Source organism: Chitinimonas arctica (assembly GCF_007431345.1).
Lineage (GTDB): Bacteria > Pseudomonadota > Gammaproteobacteria > Burkholderiales > Chitinimonadaceae > Chitinimonas > Chitinimonas arctica.
Genome location: NZ_CP041730.1, coordinates 5124778 through 5145473 on the forward strand (window position 1 = coordinate 5124778; position 20696 = coordinate 5145473).

The following is a 20696-nucleotide window of genomic DNA, read 5'->3' on the forward strand; positions in this document are numbered from 1 at the left end:
ACCGACAGGGATGGCCAGGCCCGCTCATGGCTTATCCGCTTTCTGCGCCTGTTGCAGCAATTCCAGCATACGGGCGGTCTTGCCGCGCAGCGCCTCGTCGTCACCCGCCAGTGCATGCGCCTGTGCCAGCGCGGCCGAGGTTTGCCGCAACCGGACCACGCCCAGGTTGTGCCAGGCGCGCGAATCGCCCGGCTGCAGCATCAGGCAGCGCTGGTAGGCATCCAGCGCCTGCTCGGGACGGTCCGAGCGGGCATAGAGGTTGCCGAGGCGGAACCAGCTTTCGGCATCGTTGGGCGCAAGCCGCAGCACGCCTTGCAGCAAGCGCTCGCCCTGGCTGTCGTCGCCGCTACGATAGGCCGCGTCGGCCTCGCGCTGCATCGAATAGACATCGCCCTGCCCCGTGATGGGCGAAGTGGCGCAACCGGCCAATGCCAGCAGGCCGAGCAAGGGCCGGAAGGAGAAAGTCATGCCGGCCTCAATTCGATGACATCGCCCAGCACCAGCCCCAGCGCGGCGATCCGGCCGGCGGCGAGTTCAAGGGTGGATTGGGCCGCCAGGCAACCGGCCAGCCGTGCCGGCCGCAGCGCCTGGACCAGCTTGCGCACCCTGCCGTGCCGATCCAGGAAAACCAGGTCGAGCGGGTAAGCCATACCCAGGGTATGCACCAAGCGACAGGGTTTAAGCAACATCGCTTCATTCTCGCCAAGCGGCGGCCGACCCAGCAGGCCCTGCATGCGCTCGGTGGCTGTCTCGGCCAGCCAGACCCGCTCGATACGGCGTTGCGCGCCCGACCAGGCGCTGTGGCAGCGCATCAGAGCATGCCTTCCTGCATGAATTTCATGACGATGGGAAAGGCCAGCACGATAAAGGTGACCGGGAAGATAAACATGATCAGCGGCAGGATCAGTTTGACCGGCGCTTCCATGGCCAGCTTCTCGGCACGCTGAAAGCGTTCGATGCGGCGCTGTTCGGCCTGCGCGCGCAGGACCTGGCCCAGCCGTGCCCCCATCTTCTCGGCCTGGATCACCGCGCCGACGAAGGCGGTGATCTCCTGCATATCGAGCCTCGCCTCCATGCGCCGCAAAGCATCGGCGCGCGGCACCCCGGCGCGCAGATCGCGCACCACCATATAGAACTCATGCCGCAACGCACCCAAGGGCCCCTTTTCCATCGATTGCTTGATGGCACCCGTCAGATTGAGACCGGCTTCCACCCCCAGGGTGATGAAATCCAGATAGACCGGCAAGGACTTGAGCACTTCCTTGCGCCGTTTCTTGCGTACATCGGACAGCCACAGCAGCGGATAGAAATAGCCCACCACGCCGACGATCAAGGCCCAGTGGTAGGCCGTGGCATGCAGGGCGGCAATGCAGAACAAGGTCAGCCCGGCCGCGGCACCCGCCGAAAACAGGCGCAAGGCATAGTACTGTTCGGCGCTCATCAGGTAACCCACGCCGGTTTCACGCAGCGATTTGTGCGCCCGTTCCAGCAGGTCGGGCGGGAAGCGCGCGGTAAAGTGGTACTCGATGAAATTGATCACCGGCCAGATCAGCTTGAGCATGGGCGGCAAGGAGTCCATATAGGCTCTATCCTCGTCCGGCACCTCGCGCTTGAGCTGCGACATGCTGTAGAACAGCAGCAGGATGCTGACGCCTACCAGCGAGCCGATCAGGAGTCCGATTAGGGTCGTCATACGTCTATGGTCGTGATCTTGCGGATAAACCAGTAGCCGACCGCTTCCATCAGGAAGATCACCGTCAGCGTGCCATAGCCTATCCAGGTGTTGAACAAAGGGGCCATCGCGGTGGGCTCGATGGCCCGTAGCGCGACTATCATCAGCAGCGGCAGGCCGGTCATGATCACGCCCTGCGCCTTGCCCTGCGCGGTCAGGCTGCGGATCTTGCCCTCCATGATGGCTTTCTGCCGCAGCGTGGAGGCCAGCGACTCCAGGATCTCGGCCAGATTGCCGCCCACCTCCTTGGAGATGCGCATGGCCGACACCACCAGCTGGAAATCCTGCTGCGGATTACGCTTTTCCATGTTCTGCAGCGCCGTGTCGAAATCCACACCCAAGCGCTGTTCCCGCATCATCAGATCGAACTCCTGGCTGACCGGCGGCTTGGATTCCTTGACCATGGACTCCAGGGACACATTCAGGCTGGCGCCGGCCCGCATGGCGCCCGACACCATCAGCAAGGCATCCGGCAACTGCTGCTCCAGCCGCTTGAGCCGGCGGCGCGCCAGAAATCCGACATACCATTTGGGCAGGAACACCGAACCCACCAGGGTAAAGATGGCGAAGATGGGATTGTCGGTCAGCAGCCACACCAGCGGCGGCAGGATGCAGGTGACCGCCACGTTGTAGCGGAACATCTTCTGCGGATCGAGGAAGATGAACATATCGGCCAGCGTGGTGGCGGCCGTACGCTCGTAGCTGGCCCGCTGGCGGCTAAGATAGTTCTGCAAGGCCTTGAAGATCAGCCAGGCAGTGATCAGGGCGAACAGGAAGATCAGCCCGAGCAGCAGTCCGTAGGTCACCGTCGTCCCTCCGAGCCCTGAAAGATGCTGAGATCGACATCCAGGCCGCGTGCCGCCAGGTCCTGGTAGAAGTCCGGTACCGCGCCGGTGGCGATATGGCGGCCCTTGACCTTGCCGTCGGCGCCGAAGCCCTCCTGCTTGTACAGGAAGATATCCTGCAACTGGATCATATCGCCCTCCATGCCGGTGATCTCGGTGACATGGGTGACCTTGCGCGAGCCGCAGGAGAAACGGTTCTGCTGCACGATAAAGCGGACCGCCGAGGAGATCTGCTCGCGTATGGCCCGGATGGGCAAGTCCAGCCCGGCCATCATCACCATCACTTCGACCCGGGCCAGGCAATCGCGGGGCGTATTGGCGTGGGCGGTGGTGAGCGAACCGTCGTGGCCGGTGTTCATGGCGGTCAGCATATCCAGCGCCTCGCCGCCCCGGCACTCGCCCACCACGATGCGGTCGGGCCGCATGCGCAGGCAGTTCTTCACCAGGTCGCGGATCGGTACGGCGCCCTTCCCTTCCGCATTGGCCGGCCGCGACTCCAGTCCGACCAGGTTCGGTTGGGATAATTTCAGCTCGGCGGCGTCCTCGACCGTGACGATGCGTTCATCGTCGGGGATATAGTTCGATAGCACATTGAGCAAGGTGGTCTTGCCCGAACCGGTACCGCCGGAAATGATGATATTGGACTTCTGCTCCACGATGGTCCGCAGAAAGGCCAGCATGGTGGCCGTCATGGAGCCGAACTTGATCAGGTCCTCGCCGTGCAGCTTGCTCTTGGCGAATTTGCGAATGGTGATATTGGCGCCCTTGAGCGCCAGCGGCGGAATCACCGCATTGACCCGCGAACCGTCCTTGAGGCGGGCGTCCACCATGGGCGACGATTCATCGATGCGCCGTCCCAAGGGCGTCACGATGCGCTCGATGGCGCTGATCACGGCCTGGTCCGAGGTAAAGGTAATGCCCGACTTCATCAAGCGGCCGCGCCGCTCGATAAAGATCTCGTCAAAGCGGTTGACCATGATTTCGGTCACCGCATCGTCGGCCAGCAGATCTTCCAGCGGCCCCAATCCCACTACCTCGTCCTGCACCTGCTTGACCAGGAGGGCGCGGTCGAAATCGGCCGGGATGGTCTTGTCGTGGCGAACGATCTCTTCCAGCATCACCCCGGTGTTGCGGCGCAGCTCGTCCTCGCTTTGACTGGCGACATCGATACGGCGCAGGTCCATCTGTTTGATCAGCTCGGTATGGGTGCGTTTGAGCAAGCCTATCCATACCTGTTGGCGGGCCACGTCGACCGGCACCGCCACCTCGCTTTCGGACGCCGTCGCGACCGCCACGGCCGCTTCGACCGGTGCCGTAGCGACTGGCTCGGCAGCGGCCGGCGCGGCATCGACCGGCGCGGCATATACCGGTGCCGGGGGCGGCGGGCTGGCGGCCTCCAGATCCAGCACCTGCAATTGGTAGCCGCAGATATGGATGCGCTCGCCCGGCTTGAGCGGGCCATACAGGCTCACCGGCCGGCCTTCGACCTCGGTGGCGCCCTTGGGGTCCAGATTCTCCACATGCACGCCATCGGCGCGGCGATGGATGGCGGCGTGCCGCTTGGCGATCGACCAACCCTGCAAAATGATCAGGTTCTCGTCGCTCTTGCCGATGGTGCAACTGTCTATCGTGCATTCGACGATAGTTTCAGCCCCGCGGGGGGTGGTTACCGAAACGCTCAGCATGGGAACACTCTGCCTGGAAAAGTATCGTGGGCTGCCAACAAGTCCAACCTATGGATACACTGACTCTAATGCGCTAACGAGCGAAAGCGAGGCTCCCTCGCGGCGGCGAGGGCGGGGGGAGTGGGATAAAACAGCGAGGGAATCGTTGATTTATCACGGTCCGCCCGCACCCGGCTGTGCGTAGTTGTTGGCGCGTTAGCGCCGTACAACTACGGCCTACCCTTTACGGGTATTGCCGGGTGATGAGCCGCAGCTTGAGTACGCGCAATATTTCAGTGCGTCCCTATGCTCCCCCACCCTTCAATCCAAAATATCCGACTTGCCCAGGCTGCGTTCGAACCGCTCCCGGATACCGTCGCTTTTTTCTATCCGCTCGCGGTTGATGGTGGAGTTGGGGTCCACCACCGTCGGCGTGACCAGGATCACCAGGTCGGTGCGGTTGTTACGGAAACCCTCGGAACGGAACAACGATCCCAGTATAGGCAGCGATCCCAGCCCCGGCACCCGGGTCAGGTCCTTGGACATCTCGCTGTTGACCAATCCCGACATGGCCATGGTCTGGCCGGTCTTGACATTGATATCGGTGCTGCTGTGGCGCACCAGCAAGCCGGGCACGCCGTCCACCGCCGATGAGCTGTCCAGCGTGCTGATCTCGGTATCGATGGCGGCCGAGACATTGCCCGCATCGTCGGCGACCGGCTTGATATTAAGCTTGATGCCGTAGTCCTTGAATTCGATCGAGGCCACCCCTTGCGAGGACATCAGCTTGACCGGGAACTGGCCGCCGGCCAGGAACTTGGCTTCGCCGCCGGATCGGGCCGATAGCTCCGGCTCGGCGATCACGAAGGCGTCGCCGTTGTTCTTGGCGATATTGATGGTGGTATTGATCAGCGAGGAAATTCCCAGGTAGGTACGCAAGCCCCGATTGCCGGTGGCGATTGGCAGCACGCCCTTGATGGGCGCCTGCAGGCCGGTGGTGTTCTCCGAACCCCAGTTGCCGAGAAAACCCACTGAGGGACCGGCGATGGAACCGGGCCACTGCACGCCGAGCGTCTCCAGCAGCGAGCGCTTCATCTCGATGACCTGCACCTTCATATAGATCATCTTCTTCATCGCCACGTCTTCCGGCGCCACCAGGCTCACCACCTGGGGATAGAGCTTGGCCACCATGGCGATGCGGTCCAGATCCAGCTTGCTGGCGGTGCCGGATACCACCACATTGCCGCCCACGCGGGTCAGCTTGATGCCGGCGACGTCCTTGAGCATGGTGCCGGCGGCGGCGAACGCCCCTTCGGCATCGTGCGGACTGACCCGTACGATGTACTGGCGGCGCGGCCCCTTGGCCGACCACAGCATCAGCGAGGTATCGCCGATCTGCTCGGCCAACAGCAGCAGTTCGCCGCCTTCCAGGGCCTTGGTGCTGATGATGCTGCCATTGCCGATGGCGATACGGTCGAGCTTGCCGGCGGGAATGGTCTTCAATTCGCCGACGAACATCTTGATTTCCACCGTCGCGGGCGCCGCTACGGCGGTTTCGCCCAGCGGGGCGGGGGCCGCCGGCTTTGTCACGGTCGGGGCAGCCTGGCCAAACAGGCTAGCCAGGCTGAGGATAAGGGTAGGGGTAAGGGCGGGCTTGACTAGCGGCTTGAGCATGGCTGGGCTTTCCGTCCTATTTCGGTGCAGGCGTACTGAGCGGCACACCGGCCGCGGCGGCATAGGGCATGACATTGGCGGGCACGCTGAGCGGCGCACCCAGCGGCGAGGGCGCACCGGCCGGCGGCGCGGTGAGCCCCCCATACCCGGGCGGCAAGGCCACATTCAGGCTGGGTGTAACGCCGCCGCTGCCTTTGCCGCCGATGATGTACTCGATATAAGCGTTCACATCGCCCGGATCGACCGGTTCCTTGACAATGCTGGCCTTGGCCGCCATGGCATTGGCCTTGGCGGCCGCCTGGCTGCGCGCGGCGATACTACGCATCAGGCTGCCGGCGCTGTCGGTATCGTATTCCGCGGCAGGATCGTTGCGGGCCACCGCATCCTTCTCGTTACGCAATACCACTCTGAGCTTGCCCATTTCCTGCGCCATCACCAGGCTCATGGCCTGGCCCGGATTGACTTCCAGGGTGTAGGTGCTATAGGTCGAGCGCTGTACCGGACCGTCGCCGGCCGGCGCGTCGTGCACCACTTTCTGGCCGGTCGCCAGGATCTTGACCCCCAGCATAAAGGGCACCACCACTTTGCTATCCTTGGCGGCCGCCGCCGGATTGTTCGGTTCGCTGGGAGCGACCTGGTTCATGACCAGCATCAGGTCGATCTGGTTGCCTGGTTGCACCATGTGGGCGATCGAGTTGAGTTCGTCGGTTTCTATCGTCATGGCGCGGGTGCCGGGCTTGAGCGAGCCGGCGAAGTCGGCGTAGATGGGCCGTAGATCACCACGCAGCAATGGCCGACCCTGGCGAACCGGCCGTATCAGCGCCTGGCCTTGGTAGCTATCGAATTGCTCGACCGTGATGGTGTCGTCGTAGATCAGCTCGCCCGATACCTGGCGCTCGGCCACCATTTCCATATCGATGGCCGTGCCTGGCGGCAGGTTTTCGCGCGGCACCACCACGGCGACGGTCGGGCCCTTGCCGCGGACTTTCGCCTCGATCTCGCTCTGCAGGCTACGTTCCTGCAATTTCAGGTACTGGACCGTGAGGAACATGGCGAACAGGCCGAGCACGATGGCAGCGGCCAGCATTGCCCAGGTGCGGTTGACGTTGCCGAATTTGAGCTTCATGACGGGAAGGCATCCTGGTCAGGCGGATTGATCGAATAAGGCCGTTTTTCTTTGAATCGGTGCGTCCCTTTACTGCGTCCAACTGACACTGACTTCCGACACCGGCCATTTCGGATTGGTCAGATTAGGGCATTTATCGAGCGTGACCGAGCCGGCCACCGGTCCGACCGACTCACCGTAGGTATTGATGCAATCGGGTACCTGGGCGATCGCCATGGCGTAGCTGTAATCGGTGAAATAGTCGCGGATCGCCTTGTTCAGGGTATCCACATTGCCGGCGAGGGCGAACGCGCCGGTAAAGGCCGCGATGACCACCAGATACTCGACGCTGGACTGCCCGTGGCAGCGCGAGCACTCAAATAGGCGCATCTTCATCTCCTTGCATCTCTCCCTTGCCCTGTGCCGTGCCAGGCTGGCCGCTGCGTTCACGGCTTGTCCATGTAATTGAATAGCACATAGGTACGCCCCTCGCTGCGGCTAATGGTCAGCATGGCCAGATTGGGCGGGCGTTGCAGGTCAAAAACGATGCCCGGGCCCCGCTTTGTGTTGAGCCGCCGTTCGGTCGCGATATTCCAACCCTGTGCCATCAGGTTGTTGCGGTAGAAAATGGCATTGCTCTCCATGGTCAGGGCATTGCTGAGAAATACGGTCCGGCCATTGCGGATTGCATCTTCATGCTGGATATCGTTGATCAGCTGGCTACCGCCCGGCATGGGAAAAGCCGAGGGCTGGCGCACCGACCCATTATCGGCATCGCTGATGCTGAGAAAGCCGCTGGCGCCCCGGCCGGCCGGCTTGACCTGGAAGGTGTAGAAGCAATGGGCACGCGCGGTGGCAATGGCCTGCCAGGCGCCGACGGGGTACTCCGTCACCTCGCCGCCCGCCGACCACACCCGCCGGTAATGCGCCAGCAAAGCGGCCGGCGCCTGGGGACTGTCGATCTGCATCACGGCCATCGGTACGCCATTGATCAGCATGCGCTGGGCGACCAGGCTCAGGCGCGCCTCGGGCGGCGCGGCGAATTCCGGGCACTCGGATGCGAGTGGCAGCAGCGGGCAGCAAAGCAGGGACAGCGCTGCGAGGCGTCTCATTGCAACCTATCCGGCGGGACTTCATCCGGCACGATCTTGCCGACTTCCAACTTGCGCGGCGACAGCTCGGGCGCCCAGATGGAGAACACCGTCTGCACTACTTCGATAATGGAAATCGTGCCGATGGTGGGAATGCTGACTTCGGTTGCCAGCAGGGAAAGCGGCGTCAGGCCCTTTACCTGTTGCAACACGCTGGTCTTGTCGTCGGCATTCGGCCCGTCCGCCGACCAACCGTTGCCCAGCACGACCAGCTTCTCGCGCATCGGCTGGCTCGCCAGGGCGGTGTCGACCAGATAGGACTGCCGGCTGAAATTACTGGGGCTCAGCGTCACCGTCGCGGTGTACTTGCCGCCCATCTCCAGGGTAAAGGGACCCAGGATGGAGGCCAGCGTGGCCACCGGCATCAACACTCGATTGATGGTGCCGGGCGCGCAGTCATAGCCCAGCATGGCCGAGCTGAAATCACCGGCCGGATCGCAGGTCTGGCCGGCCGTCCCTTGCACCTGGCCATAGGCGATCAAGCTTTGCCCCTTGCGGTCCTGCCACAGCAGCTTGCGCTTGCCGGCGCGGAAATCCCCGGCGTTCTTGTCGCTGCTGCTGAAGTTGCTGGTGGCACTATTGCTGGACAAGATGCGGGTGGCCACCTCGGCCTTGATCTGATTGTCGTTCTTCTCGTTCGCCACCCAGGCATTGGTGAAGGAACCCCAGCCGATTTCACTGGCGGACGGACCGCCGAAATAGATGGTCCGCTCCCATGCCGCGTAACGGGCGGCTTGGACGGCGTGGCTGCGGATGTCCAGATATTTGGCAAGGGTGGGCAGGGCCAGGAATAAGGGCACCAGGACCATGCTGGCGGCGATCATGGTTTCCAACATGGCCTGGCCGTGTTGACGGCGCATCGGAAGGCGTTTCATAGCAGTTGCAACATCATCGAGGCATACTTTTCCAGGAAGCTGTTCGGGGCCAGCCGTGTCTGCCAGTAAGGGTTGTACAGGCTACCCAGTTCGACCTTGTTGTCCTCGCGCTTCCAATCGGCGCGCAATTTGTTGGGCCGTGCGAAATAGGCCTGCGCACTGGCCAGCGCCCGCATGCTGTCATCCCCGCCGGGATTGCCGTTCACCATGCTGAAGCGGCCTCCGCTGAACTTGTTGGAACTGGGCACCGTGCTGGCCTTGCGCTCCACTTCGATCAACAGGGTGGGGCCGACCAGATTGTCCTTGGAGGGGTCGCGGATATCGAAATAGGGCCGCAAGCCCTGCCCGCCCAGCGTGGTTCCTGCCCCCTGCGGCCGCTGGCGCTGTGCCGGCATGGCGGTCATAAAGCCGTTGTAGACACCGCCATAGGCTTCGTCGGCCGGCGTGCTGAAATTATTATTGGTCGCCAGCGCGCCCGCACCGCTGATCTGCACCCCCGCCTGGGCGGACCCCCAGCCCATGGGCATGGTGGGGATCACGATGGGAATGGGGATGGGGATCCCCAGGATCGAAATCCAGAAAATGGCCGCGCCGGTGAAGCCGGTGGCATCCAGGGCCGTCCAGGTCTTCTTGGAATGGCCCTTGGTACTGCCGCCGGCCGTCACCGATTTCAATTCCGTGCCGCCGCGATGCCATAGCCACATCAGAAAGGCGCCGTTCTGGTACGGAATAAAGCGGGTCGGATCGATGACGAACGGGTTCGGCGTAATGTAGAAGACCTCGGGCGCGCCGTCGTACCAGCCGTTGCGGGTACTGCGGTCGCGCGAGAAGTCGTCCAGCGAATTCATGGTGACCTGGGCAAACCGGTCGGGCGTCGCATCGGTGGCGCTGCCGCAGCCTTTCTCGGCACAGTCGCCAAACTTGCTGGCGGCGGGCTTGGTATTGGGGTCCTTGCGCTCGGTAAAGCGCAGCCAGTTGTAGAGCGATACCGCCGTGGCGGCCCAGCCACCCACGGTCAGGCTGGCTTCGGGATCATTCATCTGCAGGATATTATGGCGCGGGTCCAGGGTGAGCATATCGCCCACCGCCGTACCGGCCATGAAACTGGTGTCCATGCCCAGCTTGTCCAGCAGGCCGGTGCCGCCACCGGGATCGACCAGGTTCATACCCAGCGTTTGCGCCATGGTCAGGGCGGTACCGTAGTGGTAGACCAGCTGTGCGGTATCGAGGGCCAGGTTGATGCCATCCAGCAGTTTGGCCAAAACCGGCCCGCTGGCATTCATCGCGCTCTGGAAACCCTTGGAGATATTCTTGTTGAGGTTCCAGGGCGTATTCCACATCCAATTGGCCAAGGGGCCACCCAAGGCCGTCAGCATACGCGGCACCCAGGTGAATTCGCTGGTGTAGGTCTTGTTGAAATTGCGCGACCACGAGGTCAGGCCAACCACCTGGGCGGTGGCGACTTCATTGGCGACCATGGCGCGATTGGTATAGGCGGAGAAATTGTAGTCGCGTGCCTGGGCCTGCACGGCACTGTACACAGCCGCGTCCGCGGCGTTCTGCAAACGCATCTTGCCGAGGGTCTGCTGTCCCACATTGAAGGTGGACAGCAGGACCAGGATAACGACGGCCAGCGTAATCAGGGAGAAGACCAGCGCCTGGCCGCTCTGCCCTTTCGCTGGCCTAAAACCGGATTGCGCCTGCCAGTCCATTCCGAGCGCTCCGGATTCGCTGTTTGGGAGGGTGGCTAGTTACCGTAGCTGCCCATGCCCTTGGCCTTGGTGCCCTGGCTGCGGGCGCTGCTGGCCGACGCGGTCGCCGCGCTGCGGGCCGCGGCCGCGCCCGAGGTATCGCCCGATACTTCGCTGGCCAGGCCGGACACCTGGTTACGGATGGTCTGGCCGAAGAAACTGTAGACCCCAATGGCCGCCACCGCGATCAGCGCCACGATGATGATGTATTCCGTCATGCCTTGGCCGGACTGGCGGCGGGGTAGCTGCCGCATGGCTTGGCGCAGCGTGTCGATCTTTTTCATGACTGGCTCCTGGATTCATAAATAGGCGGCAATCCTTGCGGATAATGGGCTGCGCAATACTGTTCAACCGATCTCGGCAATTCCGCCACGCTGAGGGATAGACCCCGCCCAGGGGAAAGTCAAATGCCGGCCGCCTTGACTGTGGCGTCCCGCCACCTAGTCTGTATAGACGATTAATCCATTCCGCACCAAGGGACCGCCATGCGCTTTGCCCCGCTATTGCTTCTGATAACCGCCCTCTACAGCCAGGCCGACTTCCAGGCTGCCCGCGAAGCCTATCAAGCGGGCGAATTCGCCAAGGCGGCCAAAGGCTTTACCGAAGCGGCCAACCAAGGCGATGTGCGCGCCCAGGCCGAACTGGGCCAGATGTACGAACGGGGCGAAGGGGTTCAGGCCGACTATGGCCGTGCCCTGTCCTGGTATCGCAAGGCTGCCGACAAGGCTTATCTGCCGGCGCAGGTCTCGCTCGGTTACCTGTATGAGCGGGGACTGGGCATCGCACGGGACTATGGCCAGGCGATGCAGTGGTATCGCAAGGCCGCCGACAAGGGCTCGGCCTTGGGGCAGAACAATATCGGCTACCTGTACGAAAACGGCTGGGGTGTTAAACAGGATTTTGCCCAGGCGGTCGAGTGGTACCGCAAGGCCGTGGACCAGGGCTTGCCCTTGGCGCAGACCAATCTGGGCTTTCTCTACGCCGAAGGGCGCGGGGTGCCGAAGGATGACGCCCAGGCGGTACTGCTGTACCGCAAGGCCGCCGACACCGGCTTTGCCCAGGCCGAGAACAATCTGGGCTATATGTACGCCAGCGGACGCGGCCTGAAGCAGGATCTACAGGAAGCCCGCAGCTGGTACGGCAAAGCGGCGGCCGACGGCAATGGCCAGGCCATGGTCAACCTGGCCCTGCTCTACCAGAATGGCCGTGGCGTGCCGCAGGACAGCGGCAAGGCGGTCGAATGGCTGAACAAGGCCGCCACCGCCAATTACCGCCCGGCCATTCAACGCCTGGCCAAGCTTTACCGCGAAGGTGCTTGGGGATTGAAGGTCGATGAAGTGGCGGCGGCGGGCTGGGAAAGCAAGCTTAATTGAGTGAATTGACGGTCCTGGCGGGGCCAGGACCGTCATCCGCTGTGCCTGGATCCTTACTGTAGCGCGCAACTCGGAGTTTGAGCCGGGGGCAAGACAACTTCGGGAGCGCGTTCTTCTATCGCCGGTATGACTTCCCGCGGTGACTGCGCCATCCATTGTGCTTTGATCTTCCCAACCGTTGCGGCAAGGTGATCCTTGCAAATCTCCAAGGCTTGCCCGTAAGCCTGCCCAGCTTCTTCCCACTCAGCTTTTTCAGCATGGCGACGGGCTTGATCGACAAGCTCGTCGGCGGCCTGGATTTTCACATCTGCCTCGGCGAGGCAAGCCATGATTTCCTCGCTTTGTCCTTCGTACCGCGCCAGCTCCGATGCTTGCCGGAACAACTCGCCAGCCTCTTTGCATTGACCTTCTTCGAGCCGCTTCTTCCCCTCTTCGAAGGGATGGCTGGTGCGGTGTAGCCTCTGCAGCAGCATTTCTTGTTCGCAAGCAACGAGGTCAAGCAGTTCATTTGTGTCTCGGTCGGGCAGCGGATCGGCAATCCGCATATCCGCTTCTTCCACACCTGGCAGGTCTGCATCCAATTTGAGTTTTTCCAAAGGGCAAGGACGTTTTTTCACCATTTCGCATAAAGCCTTGCAGCCGACCGCGCCCATGGTCTGGTTGCCGGTCAGATCCAGGATCTTGATATTGCGGTTAAGTGCTAGCCCGGCCAGCAAGTCGCGAACATCATCGGGCCCAAGATTGCAATTCCTCAAATCCAATGACACAACCGAATCGTTTTCCGCCAGTCTTTTGCCCAGCTCCAGCGCTTCTCCCGCTCGAAAGTGATAAGCACTGAGATCGAGACAGCTGGAATCGGCATTATTTTGCTTCAATTGCGCGATCGCCAGATTTAACCGGGAGGGCTTGCCAGCCAGCGGCGGCGGTGGGGGAAGGGAAGACCATATTTCGCACGCATTGGATAGATGCATATTTCTCTTCCTTTTACTTTATCGAAAGTTTATTAACGTACAATTTATTAAATAAATAGCGCTTACGGCTTTGCCGCATGATGAATTAACGGTCCGGGTGAAGCCCGGACCGCCAGACCGTTACGCGGTGATTCCTACTGTACAGCGCAAGGCGAAGCCAGGGTTTGGCGTGATACCATTTCGAGCGCGGCGGCTTCTCTCTGCGCCGCGGCTTCCTTTGCTGCTTCGCTTGCTGCTTGTTCAACCGCAAATGCCGCCAGGTTTGCCTTCAACGCCACCTCCCTTTCTGCCCTGATATTCCCTTTCCTCGCCTCGGGGTGATCCTTGCAAATCGCCAAGGCCTGCTTATAGGCCTGCGTCGCTTCTTCCCAATTTGCCTGCTCAACATGGTGGCGAGCATCTTCAACATGCACATCGGCAGCCTGTATCTTCCGCTCTGCCGCTTCGCGCAAAACCGGGATTCCTTCGAACCGCTCACCGCCCATGTCGTCTGCCTGCCGGAACAAATCGCTAGCCTCTACACATCGCCCTGCCTTGAGTCGAGCTACCCCCACCTGTAAGGGATCATCGGTACTATGCAGCCTTTGCAGTACCTCCTCCTGCTCCTTGTCAAAGTATTTCCGCATACTCTCCACTTCGTCTTCGCATTGGGCACGGAGTACTTCTTCGACGGAGGAGGACTTTCCAGATCCTGCGTACACTTGATCGTCGATCCGCGTCGCGGTCACACCTGAATTAGCTGGATACGTATTATATAATTGCATATTTCTTTTCTTTACGAGGATTGAAAATTAATTAACATTGCATTAAACAATGCACTTGTCGCTTCACCATATGCCATTATCCAGGCACAAAATGATTAGGCCGGAATAACTGTACGGCAGCGCTTGGCGCAGCGCTGTCGTATTGATGCATGATTTATGGGAACCACTCACAAGCCATCCTCGATGGGACGGCACGGCGACGATCTAGCTTCGTACGGATGCCTCCAGGCAACGCTGCCGCCACATCTCCCGCAAGCGCGCTTCCAGGGCGCGGGTAAAGGGTTCGGCCTGCATCAGCGGCGAATGCGCCATCCGTTCGCGCAGATCCTGCCGCAGTGCCGCCAACCGAGCCGGTGCCGCCGCCATCCGCCGGCCGATGGCGATATAGTCTTCTTCCGATGCCGCGATCCAATCGTCCAGCGCCAGGCAATGCAAGGCGCTGGCGCCTCCCCTGCCCATCACCGAGGGACAGGCCAGGGTCAGTACCGGAACGCCCATCCAGAGCGAATGGCAGGTGGTGGTACCGCCGGTATAGGGAAAGACGTCCAGATTGATATCGATTTCGCCGTGCATCGATAGATAGTCGGCAAAGGTTTGGCGGTCGCGGATCACGATCCGCTCCTCGGCCACCCCCAGTGCGGCGAAGCGGGCGCGGGTTTCGGCGGCGATCCGGGAAAAACCCCGCGCCGCGATCAGCAGCCGCGCATCGGGCACCGCGCGCAGCAGCCCGGCCCACAGGGCGATCACGGCCGGGCCCACCTTGGCGGGATTATGCAAGGCGCCAAAGGTAGTGCCAGGCTGGCTTAGACAAGGCGCCGGCGCCACCGGCGGACTATCGGCCGGCGCTTGGTAGCACCACTGCGAATGCGGCATATGGATCAGTTGCTCGCTATGCAGCGGCTGCGCGAACGCAGTCGGACAAGCGGTGGCGTCGGTCAAGCGGTAGTCCATGGCTGCCAGGCCGGTGGTATTGAGATAACCCAGCCAGCTCACCTGCACGGGTGCGAGGCGCTTGGCCAGCAAGGGCAGGCTGTTGTTGCCGGTATGGCCCGCCAGGTCGATCAGGATATCGATGCGGTCCGCCAGGATGGCTGCCTCCAGGGCCTCGTCTTCCGCATCGTCGAATTCGCGCCAATCCGCGCAGCTGGCCTTCAGACGCAGCGTGGTTTCGCTATGGCGGTGCATCTGGGTGGAATAGGCATGGATCTGGTACCGGCTCGCATCATGCTCGCGCATCACCGGCTCGATAAAAAAGGCGACCGGATGAAAACGCAGGTCCGGCGAGACATAGCCGATGCGCAGGGGCCGTTCGGGATCGAAGGATTGCCGCCACTTGCGCGCCTGCGCTTGGGGAAATCGGGCCGCCTGCTTTATGTGAGCCTGATATAGCGCCTCCGGCGACAGCGCCGGGTCGTAGCAGAGCGTGAACAGCAGGTTGGATAGATAGGCCGGCTTATCCGACAATTCCGCTGCGCGGCGAAAATGCGCGATGCTTTCTTCCTGCATGGCCAATTCGGACAAGGCCAGGCCCAGGCCATTATGGGTGGAGGCGACTTCCTCCACCGCCAGCGCGGCACGGAAGTGCTGGACCGCCTTTTCCAGCTGGCCATCGCCGGCATAGCTGCCCGCCAGGTGGTAATGCAGTTGCGGCGAGCCGGGTGATTCAGCCAATAGCTGCTCGAAACGTTCGATGGCGAGTGGCCACATTTCCGCCTCGGCGGCGGAATGCGCCAGTCGCAGACGGGCTTCGGCCATATCGGGCGCCAGTTCCAGCACCTTTTGCAGGATGTCGATCGCGGCATGCGGGCAATGCCGGCATTGCAGGCAGCTGGCCAAGGCCAGCCAGATATCCGCCCGGGTAGGCGCTAGCCGGCTGGCCGCCTGCAGATACAGTTCCGCGCTCAGATAGCGCTCTGCGGCCAGCAGGCGGCGGCCGGCAGCGAATAGAAAGAGATGCAGGCCAACTCCGCGCAACAATGCTGCCCCCGCTTGCCTCATCCCAGCCCCCGCTTCCGGTCCCTTATCCGTCCGGCAGCTTAGCCGCTGCGTGGCCAGGATGCACGAACCGCTATCCGCTCGCGGCATTCGCACTACACTGACGAACGAGGGACGTTGCGCGGCTTGCGAATGTATCCGATGCTTCGCTCCGGCATTGTTCCCGACGGGGTTCGCCAAGACATGCTGCATATCAATCCGGAACTACTGAGCAACTCCAGCCAGTCCGCCTACGGACGGGCATTCGAGCAAGGCTATCGTGGGCTGCGCTTCGAAGGCGCCCTGGAGCAGGAATTCCAGCGCTTCTATCTGAGCACCCATCTGGTGCGCCTGCGCTGGGCCGGCTTTCTGGCGATTACCTTGTTCGGCCTGTTCGTGCTGGTCGATGTCTTTACCCTACCCCTCTACGTGTCGCAATGGACGGCAAGCATACGGCTGGGTCTGATCATCCCCGCTTTCGGCGTGGGGCTATGGATCAGTTACCGCAGCGAATGGCACCACCATCTGCAGCTGTCGGTATTTATCGCTGCATTGATCACCGGCCTGGGTACCGTGGGGGTGATTGCGGTCGCGCTGGCACAGAACTATCCCATTCCTTACGAAGGCATCCTGCTGGTCGCGCTGTTCATCTACTTTATCGCCTGCCTGCAATGGTGGCGTGCCTTGCTGGCCAATCTCGTGACGGTGCTGGCCTTCGTGATCATGGAAGCCCTTTGCCAGACCGACCCTTCGCAGCGGCTTTACCAGATCATCTTTATGTTTACCGCCAATGCGGTGGGCGCGACCGGCAGTTATTTTCTCGAATACAGCACCCGCACCACCTTCCTGGTGCACGCCCTGCTCAATGAGCTGGCCGAACGCGACGGCCTGACCGGCCTGTATAACCGGCGTACGCTGAACAACCACCTGGACAAGGTATGGCGACAAGCCATCCGCGATGGCCGCCAACTGGCCCTGGCCATGATCGATGTCGATTACTTCAAGCGCTACAACGACCACTATGGCCATGCCGAAGGCGACCGCGTGCTGAGACAGGTGGCCGACGTCATTGCAGGCCAGGCTCGCAGGCCGCTGGACCTTGCCGCCCGCTACGGCGGCGAGGAATTCGCCCTGGTCTGGTACCAGCCCACCGCCAGCGAGCTGGCGCCCATGGGCGAGCAACTCAGGGAAGCCATCGCCGACCTATGCCTGCCGCATGCAGGCAGCGAAACCGGCCGGCTCAGCGTCAGTATCGGCATCGCCCTGTTGCGCCCCTCGGGGGAACAACATGCCGAAACCTTGCTACGCGCGGCGGATACGGCTCTGTACGAAGCCAAGCAGGCGGGGCGCGACCGGGTCGTGGTGGTGGGGACGATTTAAGGAAAACGGCGGTACCGGACGATACGCTTGGCTATCCTGTGCATCGCCGTACGCGGGCGGATGGTCAGGAGGCGGTTCGGATGAGGGCGGCTGGAGGAAGGGGCGATCGGCGCAGAGTGACCACATAAAAGGAATACCTCGGTCATTTAGAATATGGAATGTTCAACCTTAGGGATAAAGCGGTCCGAATCGCTATTCCGTTCCTGCCTGAATTTTCCGTAAACCAACGCATCTATATAAGCGACTTGAGAGTGCATGGAGTTCAGGTTTTTGCCTGATTGGCAGGTGAAGGCGCTAAGCGTTAAAAAGTCAGGCGCACATTTGGTATCGCCCTGACAACCCATTAACGTCCGCCTTCCACACACTGCCGCCATGAGCACCTCGACCCCGCACGATGCGCTGTTCAAGAATTTTTTGACCGATCCCAATACGGCGCGAGATTTCCTGAAGGTGCATTTGCCGCCTGCGCTGCGCGACCGGTGTGATTTGAGTACGCTGCGATTGGAATCCAGCTCCTTTATCGAGCCGGATTTGTGTGCCTTCTACTCGGATATCCTGTATTCGGTCGAAACCGCCGGCCAGGATGGGTATATCTACGTGTTGATCGAGCACCAATCGACGGCGGAAAGGCACATGGCTTTCCGGCTGATGCGTTATTGCATTGCCGCGATGCATAACCATCTGAAACAAGGCAATGATCGCCTGCCCTTGGTGGTGCCGCTCCTGTTCTACCACGGCCGTGCCAGCCCTTACCCCTACAGCACCGACTGGTTCGAACTTTTCGATCAGCCCAAAACCGCCATCGAGCTTTATACCCGCCCCTTCCCGCTGGTCGATATCACGGTGATACCGGACGAAGAAATCCTCCAGCATAAGGGGATTGCCCTTTTAGAGCTGGTCCAGAAGCATATTCGCCAGCGTGATATGCTGCAATTTGTTGAGGAACTGATCTGGTTGATGCAGTCAAATCCATGTACCCCCGATCAACTGAGAAGCCTGCTGAATTACATCACGCAAGAAGGGGGTACCAGTCAGCCTCAAGTGTTGTTTGAAGCCTTGGCAAGTGGTGCGCCACAGTATGGGGAGTTTGTGATGATGACTATTGCTGAAATGTTTGAGCAGCGTAGCCTGGAACGCGAGCAGCGCGGTCTGGAGCAAGGTCTGGAGCAAGGTCTGGAGCTTGGTAGGCAAAAGCTGATACAAGTCGCTCGCGGGATGCTGGAGAAGGGTATGGACAAAGCCGCTGTGATGCAGCTAACCGGCATTGGCGAGTCGGATCTGGAGGAGTAAGCCACGATGGCCGGGTGTGGATTGCTTGGCGCTAAAGCGCCAACAACCACGCACCACCCGCAAGGAGTAGGCCGTGGTTGTAAGGCGCTAAAGCGCCAACAACCACGCACCCGGTACGGTTCGGTGCTTTAGGTCAGCGAGCGTTCATCAATGCCTTGCAGGTATCGAGCATACGATTGGAATAACCCCACTCGTTGTCGTACCAGGCCATCACCTTGACCAGCCGGTTATTGGTGACCTTGGTCTGGCTGGAGTCGAAGTTGCTGGACGCGCGATTGTGGTTGAAATCCACCGAAACCAGCGGCTTGGTCACGTAGCTGAGGATGCCGTCCTTGGAGGCTGCCGCGGCCGCTTCCAGGATGGCGTTGACTTCCTTGACGCTGGTATCGCGGCTGGCGCTGAAGACCAGGTCGACCAGCGAGACATTGATGGTCGGCACGCGTACCGCCAAGCCGTCCAGCTTGCCGGCCAGTTCCGGGATCACCAGGCCGATGGCGGCGGCAGCGCCGGTCTTGGTCGGAATCATGGACATGGTGGCCGAGCGGGCGCGGCGCAGGTCGCTGTGGTACAGATCGGTCAGCACCTGGTCATTGGTATAGCTGTGCACGGTGGTCATCAAGCCGGCTTCCATGCCCAGCGCGGCATGTAGCGGCGCCACCAGGGGCGCCAGGCAATTGGTGGTGCAGCTGGCGTTCGAAATGACCGTATGTTCCGCTTTCAACACCTGGTCATTGACGCCATAGACGATGGTGGCATCGACATCGTCGCCGCCCGGGGCGGAAATCACCACTTTCTTGGCGCCGGCGGCCAGGTGAGCACTGGCCTTGGCCTTGCTGGTGAACAGGCCGGTACATTCGAATACGACATCCACTCCCAGTTCGCGCCAGGGCAACTGGGCCGGATCGCGCACGCTCAGGTAGCGGATGCGGTCGCCGTTGACCAAGAGATGTTCACCCTCGTAGCCCACCTCGGCGGCGAACTTGCCATGCACGGTATCGTATTCGGTCAAATGGGCATTGACCTCGATTTCGCCCAGGTTATTGATGGCGACGATCTCGAATTCGTCACGGCGCTGATATTCGTACAAGCCCCGCAGCACATTGCGGCCGATGCGGCCATAACCGTTGATAGCGATACGTATGGTCATATTCTTTTCCTTTTACCTGGGTTGGGCGATGGGCATATCGCTGGGGGAGGCTAATGTCGTTAAACCTCTGTGGGTCTTTCTTATTGCATCGTAACGGTCCGTCTCATGGCACCTCGTGGCCCGAGGCGGCTTCCAACAACTCGAACCAGGCTTGCCGGTCCAAATCCAGCGCCTGGGCGGCCTGCAACTGCTTGATCCGGTCCAGCTTGCCCGAGCCGATCACCGGATGGATACCGGCCGGATGGCGCAGCAGCCAGGCGATGGCCAATTGCTCGGGGCTGGCATTCAATTCCGCCCCCAGGCGTGCAAGTACCGCGCCCAGGCCGCTGCTGGCCGGCGCTGCCGCCAGGCGGCCACCGCCCAAGGGCGACCAGGCCTGCGGCATCACGCGCCGTTGCTGGCACTGGTCCAGCGTGCCGTCGAACAGCGCGTCGGTGTGCAGCAAGGACAACTGGACCTGATTGGCGGCCAAAGGTTCTTCGAGGCGGCTTTGCAGCAGCTCGAACTGGCGCGGCAGGAAGTTCGATACGCCAAACCGCACCACTTTGCCGGACTGCTTGAGCTGGGCGAAAGCCGCGGCGACTTCGTCGGCATCCATCAGCGGGTCGGGACGGTGCAATAGCAGCAGGTCGAGCTTTTCCACGCCCATGGCGGACAGCGAGTTGTCCACCGAAGCGAGGATATGGGCCGTGCCGGTGTCGTAGTGCTTGACCCGGTGGGCGGGCCGATGGGCACTGCGCAGCGCGATGCCGCACTTGCTGATTACCCGGATACGCGAACGCAGGCCGGGCACGGTCTTCAGCGCCGCGCCGAACATGGCTTCGCACTGGTAGTCGTGGTAGATATCGGCCAGGTCGAAGGTGTCGATCCCCAGCTCCAGGCAAGCTTCCACCAGGTCGGCCACCTCGGCGGGCCGCATGCCCCAATCGCCGATGCGCCAGATGCCCATGATCAGGCGGGAAAATTCCTTGTCCACGCGGTGGTCCCCATCATTCCGATT

General features: G+C 61.5%; 20 protein-coding genes. 3 read left to right on the plus strand and 17 right to left on the minus strand.

From position 1 onward, the window contains the following. Nucleotides 1-24 precede the first annotated feature (24 nt). The 12 genes from FNU76_RS23240 to FNU76_RS23295 all read right to left on the minus strand — a co-directional run bounded on the left by FNU76_RS23240 (nt 25) and on the right by FNU76_RS23295 (nt 11081). Complete coding sequence (locus FNU76_RS23240) at nt 25-468, minus strand: tetratricopeptide repeat protein (RefSeq protein WP_144280408.1); 444 nt, start codon at nt 466-468, stop codon at nt 25-27. Continuing rightward, the gene (locus FNU76_RS23245) at nt 465-812 is read right to left on the minus strand and encodes a DUF192 domain-containing protein (RefSeq protein ID WP_144280409.1); all 348 of its coding nucleotides are present in this window, start codon (nt 810-812) and stop codon (nt 465-467) included. The genes FNU76_RS23240 and FNU76_RS23245 overlap by 4 nt, the downstream gene beginning before the upstream one ends. Further along, nucleotides 812-1693 carry a type II secretion system F family protein gene (locus FNU76_RS23250; RefSeq protein WP_144280410.1) on the minus strand — a complete coding sequence of 294 codons (882 nt, stop codon included), beginning with the start codon at nt 1691-1693 and terminating at the stop codon, nt 812-814. Before FNU76_RS23250 ends, FNU76_RS23245 begins: the two co-directional genes overlap by 1 nt. Beyond that, the gene (locus tag FNU76_RS23255) at nt 1690-2538 is read right to left on the minus strand and encodes a type II secretion system F family protein (protein WP_144280411.1); all 849 of its coding nucleotides are present in this window, start codon (nt 2536-2538) and stop codon (nt 1690-1692) included. Before FNU76_RS23255 ends, FNU76_RS23250 begins: the two co-directional genes overlap by 4 nt. Next, the gene (locus tag FNU76_RS23260) at nt 2535-4262 is read right to left on the minus strand and encodes a TadA family conjugal transfer-associated ATPase (protein WP_144280412.1); all 1728 of its coding nucleotides are present in this window, start codon (nt 4260-4262) and stop codon (nt 2535-2537) included. The genes FNU76_RS23255 and FNU76_RS23260 overlap by 4 nt, the downstream gene beginning before the upstream one ends. 300 nt (nt 4263-4562) lie before the next feature. Continuing rightward, the gene (locus tag FNU76_RS23265) at nt 4563-5915 is read right to left on the minus strand and encodes a type II and III secretion system protein family protein (protein ID WP_179958264.1); all 1353 of its coding nucleotides are present in this window, start codon (nt 5913-5915) and stop codon (nt 4563-4565) included. Between the two features lie 16 nt (nt 5916-5931). Then, entirely contained in the window at nt 5932-7041 is a 1110-nt protein-coding gene (gene cpaB / locus FNU76_RS23270; protein ID WP_144280414.1) for a Flp pilus assembly protein CpaB, read from the minus strand. Between the two features lie 69 nt (nt 7042-7110). Beyond that, nucleotides 7111-7410 (minus strand): hypothetical protein, encoded by a 300-nt coding sequence (locus FNU76_RS23275; RefSeq protein ID WP_144280415.1) that lies wholly within the window; start codon nt 7408-7410, stop codon nt 7111-7113. A 56-nt stretch (nt 7411-7466) separates the two neighbouring features. Continuing rightward, nucleotides 7467-8132: a hypothetical protein gene (locus FNU76_RS23280; RefSeq protein WP_144280416.1), complete on the minus strand. Its 666-nt coding sequence runs from the start codon at nt 8130-8132 to the stop codon at nt 7467-7469. Further along, nucleotides 8129-9046, minus strand: a complete 918-nt coding sequence (locus FNU76_RS23285) for a hypothetical protein (RefSeq protein ID WP_144280417.1) — start codon at nt 9044-9046, stop codon at nt 8129-8131. Before FNU76_RS23285 ends, FNU76_RS23280 begins: the two co-directional genes overlap by 4 nt. Continuing rightward, a complete protein-coding gene (locus tag FNU76_RS23290; RefSeq protein WP_144280418.1) occupies nt 9043-10758 on the minus strand; it encodes a Tad domain-containing protein in 1716 nt (571 codons plus the stop codon). Before FNU76_RS23290 ends, FNU76_RS23285 begins: the two co-directional genes overlap by 4 nt. A gap of 35 nt (nt 10759-10793) precedes the next feature. Further along, nucleotides 10794-11081, minus strand: a complete 288-nt coding sequence (locus tag FNU76_RS23295) for a Flp family type IVb pilin (RefSeq protein ID WP_144280419.1) — start codon at nt 11079-11081, stop codon at nt 10794-10796. A 201-nt stretch (nt 11082-11282) separates the two neighbouring features. On the opposite strand from FNU76_RS23295, the gene FNU76_RS23300 reads away from it, so the two are divergent. After that, nucleotides 11283-12170: a tetratricopeptide repeat protein gene (locus FNU76_RS23300; protein ID WP_144280420.1), complete on the plus strand. Its 888-nt coding sequence runs from the start codon at nt 11283-11285 to the stop codon at nt 12168-12170. 53 nt (nt 12171-12223) lie between these two features. Here the strand turns inward: FNU76_RS23300 and FNU76_RS23305 are convergent, their stop codons facing one another. From FNU76_RS23305 to FNU76_RS23315, 3 genes are all read right to left on the minus strand, one after another. Continuing rightward, nucleotides 12224-13141, minus strand: coding sequence for a leucine-rich repeat domain-containing protein (locus tag FNU76_RS23305; protein WP_144280421.1), 918 nt, complete (start codon nt 13139-13141; stop codon nt 12224-12226). Between the two features lie 134 nt (nt 13142-13275). Further along, nucleotides 13276-13905, minus strand: coding sequence for a tetratricopeptide repeat protein (locus FNU76_RS23310; RefSeq protein WP_144280422.1), 630 nt, complete (start codon nt 13903-13905; stop codon nt 13276-13278). 204 nt (nt 13906-14109) lie between these two features. After that, on the minus strand, nt 14110-15882 hold the full coding sequence (locus FNU76_RS23315; protein WP_179958265.1) for an O-linked N-acetylglucosamine transferase, SPINDLY family protein: 1773 nt from the start codon (nt 15880-15882) through the stop codon (nt 14110-14112). 150 nt (nt 15883-16032) lie between these two features. Here FNU76_RS23315 and FNU76_RS23320 point away from each other — a divergent pair, with 150 nt between their 5' ends. Beyond that, a complete protein-coding gene (locus FNU76_RS23320; RefSeq protein WP_144280424.1) occupies nt 16033-17259 on the plus strand; it encodes a GGDEF domain-containing protein in 1227 nt (408 codons plus the stop codon). A gap of 372 nt (nt 17260-17631) precedes the next feature. Next, nucleotides 17632-18549 (plus strand): Rpn family recombination-promoting nuclease/putative transposase, encoded by a 918-nt coding sequence (locus FNU76_RS23325; RefSeq protein WP_144280425.1) that lies wholly within the window; start codon nt 17632-17634, stop codon nt 18547-18549. Nucleotides 18550-18682: 133 nt separating this feature from the next. Here the strand turns inward: FNU76_RS23325 and gap are convergent, their stop codons facing one another. Together gap and FNU76_RS23335 are read right to left on the minus strand one after the other, a co-directional pair. Then, complete coding sequence (gap, locus tag FNU76_RS23330) at nt 18683-19696, minus strand: type I glyceraldehyde-3-phosphate dehydrogenase (RefSeq protein WP_144280426.1); 1014 nt, start codon at nt 19694-19696, stop codon at nt 18683-18685. 103 nt (nt 19697-19799) lie between these two features. Beyond that, complete coding sequence (locus tag FNU76_RS23335; protein ID WP_223879159.1) at nt 19800-20672, minus strand: aldo/keto reductase; 873 nt, start codon at nt 20670-20672, stop codon at nt 19800-19802. Nucleotides 20673-20696 lie beyond the last annotated feature (24 nt).

Coding starts and splice junctions, on each gene's coding strand:
- FNU76_RS23295 (WP_144280419.1), bottom strand. CDS start 11,081: ATGAAAAAGATCGACACGCTGCGCCAAGCCATGCGGCAGCTACCCCGC.
- FNU76_RS23265 (WP_179958264.1), bottom strand. CDS start 5,915: ATGCTCAAGCCGCTAGTCAAGCCCGCCCTTACCCCTACCCTTATCCTC.
- FNU76_RS23305 (WP_144280421.1), bottom strand. CDS start 13,141: ATGCATCTATCCAATGCGTGCGAAATATGGTCTTCCCTTCCCCCACCG.
- FNU76_RS23280 (WP_144280416.1), bottom strand. CDS start 8,132: ATGAGACGCCTCGCAGCGCTGTCCCTGCTTTGCTGCCCGCTGCTGCCA.
- FNU76_RS23300 (WP_144280420.1), top strand. CDS start 11,283: ATGCGCTTTGCCCCGCTATTGCTTCTGATAACCGCCCTCTACAGCCAG.
- FNU76_RS23325 (WP_144280425.1), top strand. CDS start 17,632: ATGAGCACCTCGACCCCGCACGATGCGCTGTTCAAGAATTTTTTGACC.
- FNU76_RS23320 (WP_144280424.1), top strand. CDS start 16,033: ATGTATCCGATGCTTCGCTCCGGCATTGTTCCCGACGGGGTTCGCCAA.
- FNU76_RS23310 (WP_144280422.1), bottom strand. CDS start 13,905: ATGCAATTATATAATACGTATCCAGCTAATTCAGGTGTGACCGCGACG.
- cpaB (WP_144280414.1), bottom strand. CDS start 7,041: ATGAAGCTCAAATTCGGCAACGTCAACCGCACCTGGGCAATGCTGGCC.
- FNU76_RS23285 (WP_144280417.1), bottom strand. CDS start 9,046: ATGAAACGCCTTCCGATGCGCCGTCAACACGGCCAGGCCATGTTGGAA.
- FNU76_RS23260 (WP_144280412.1), bottom strand. CDS start 4,262: ATGCTGAGCGTTTCGGTAACCACCCCCCGCGGGGCTGAAACTATCGTC.
- FNU76_RS23275 (WP_144280415.1), bottom strand. CDS start 7,410: ATGCGCCTATTTGAGTGCTCGCGCTGCCACGGGCAGTCCAGCGTCGAG.
- FNU76_RS23290 (WP_144280418.1), bottom strand. CDS start 10,758: ATGGACTGGCAGGCGCAATCCGGTTTTAGGCCAGCGAAAGGGCAGAGC.
- gap (WP_144280426.1), bottom strand. CDS start 19,696: ATGACCATACGTATCGCTATCAACGGTTATGGCCGCATCGGCCGCAAT.
- FNU76_RS23245 (WP_144280409.1), bottom strand. CDS start 812: ATGCGCTGCCACAGCGCCTGGTCGGGCGCGCAACGCCGTATCGAGCGG.
- FNU76_RS23240 (WP_144280408.1), bottom strand. CDS start 468: ATGACTTTCTCCTTCCGGCCCTTGCTCGGCCTGCTGGCATTGGCCGGT.
- FNU76_RS23250 (WP_144280410.1), bottom strand. CDS start 1,693: ATGACGACCCTAATCGGACTCCTGATCGGCTCGCTGGTAGGCGTCAGC.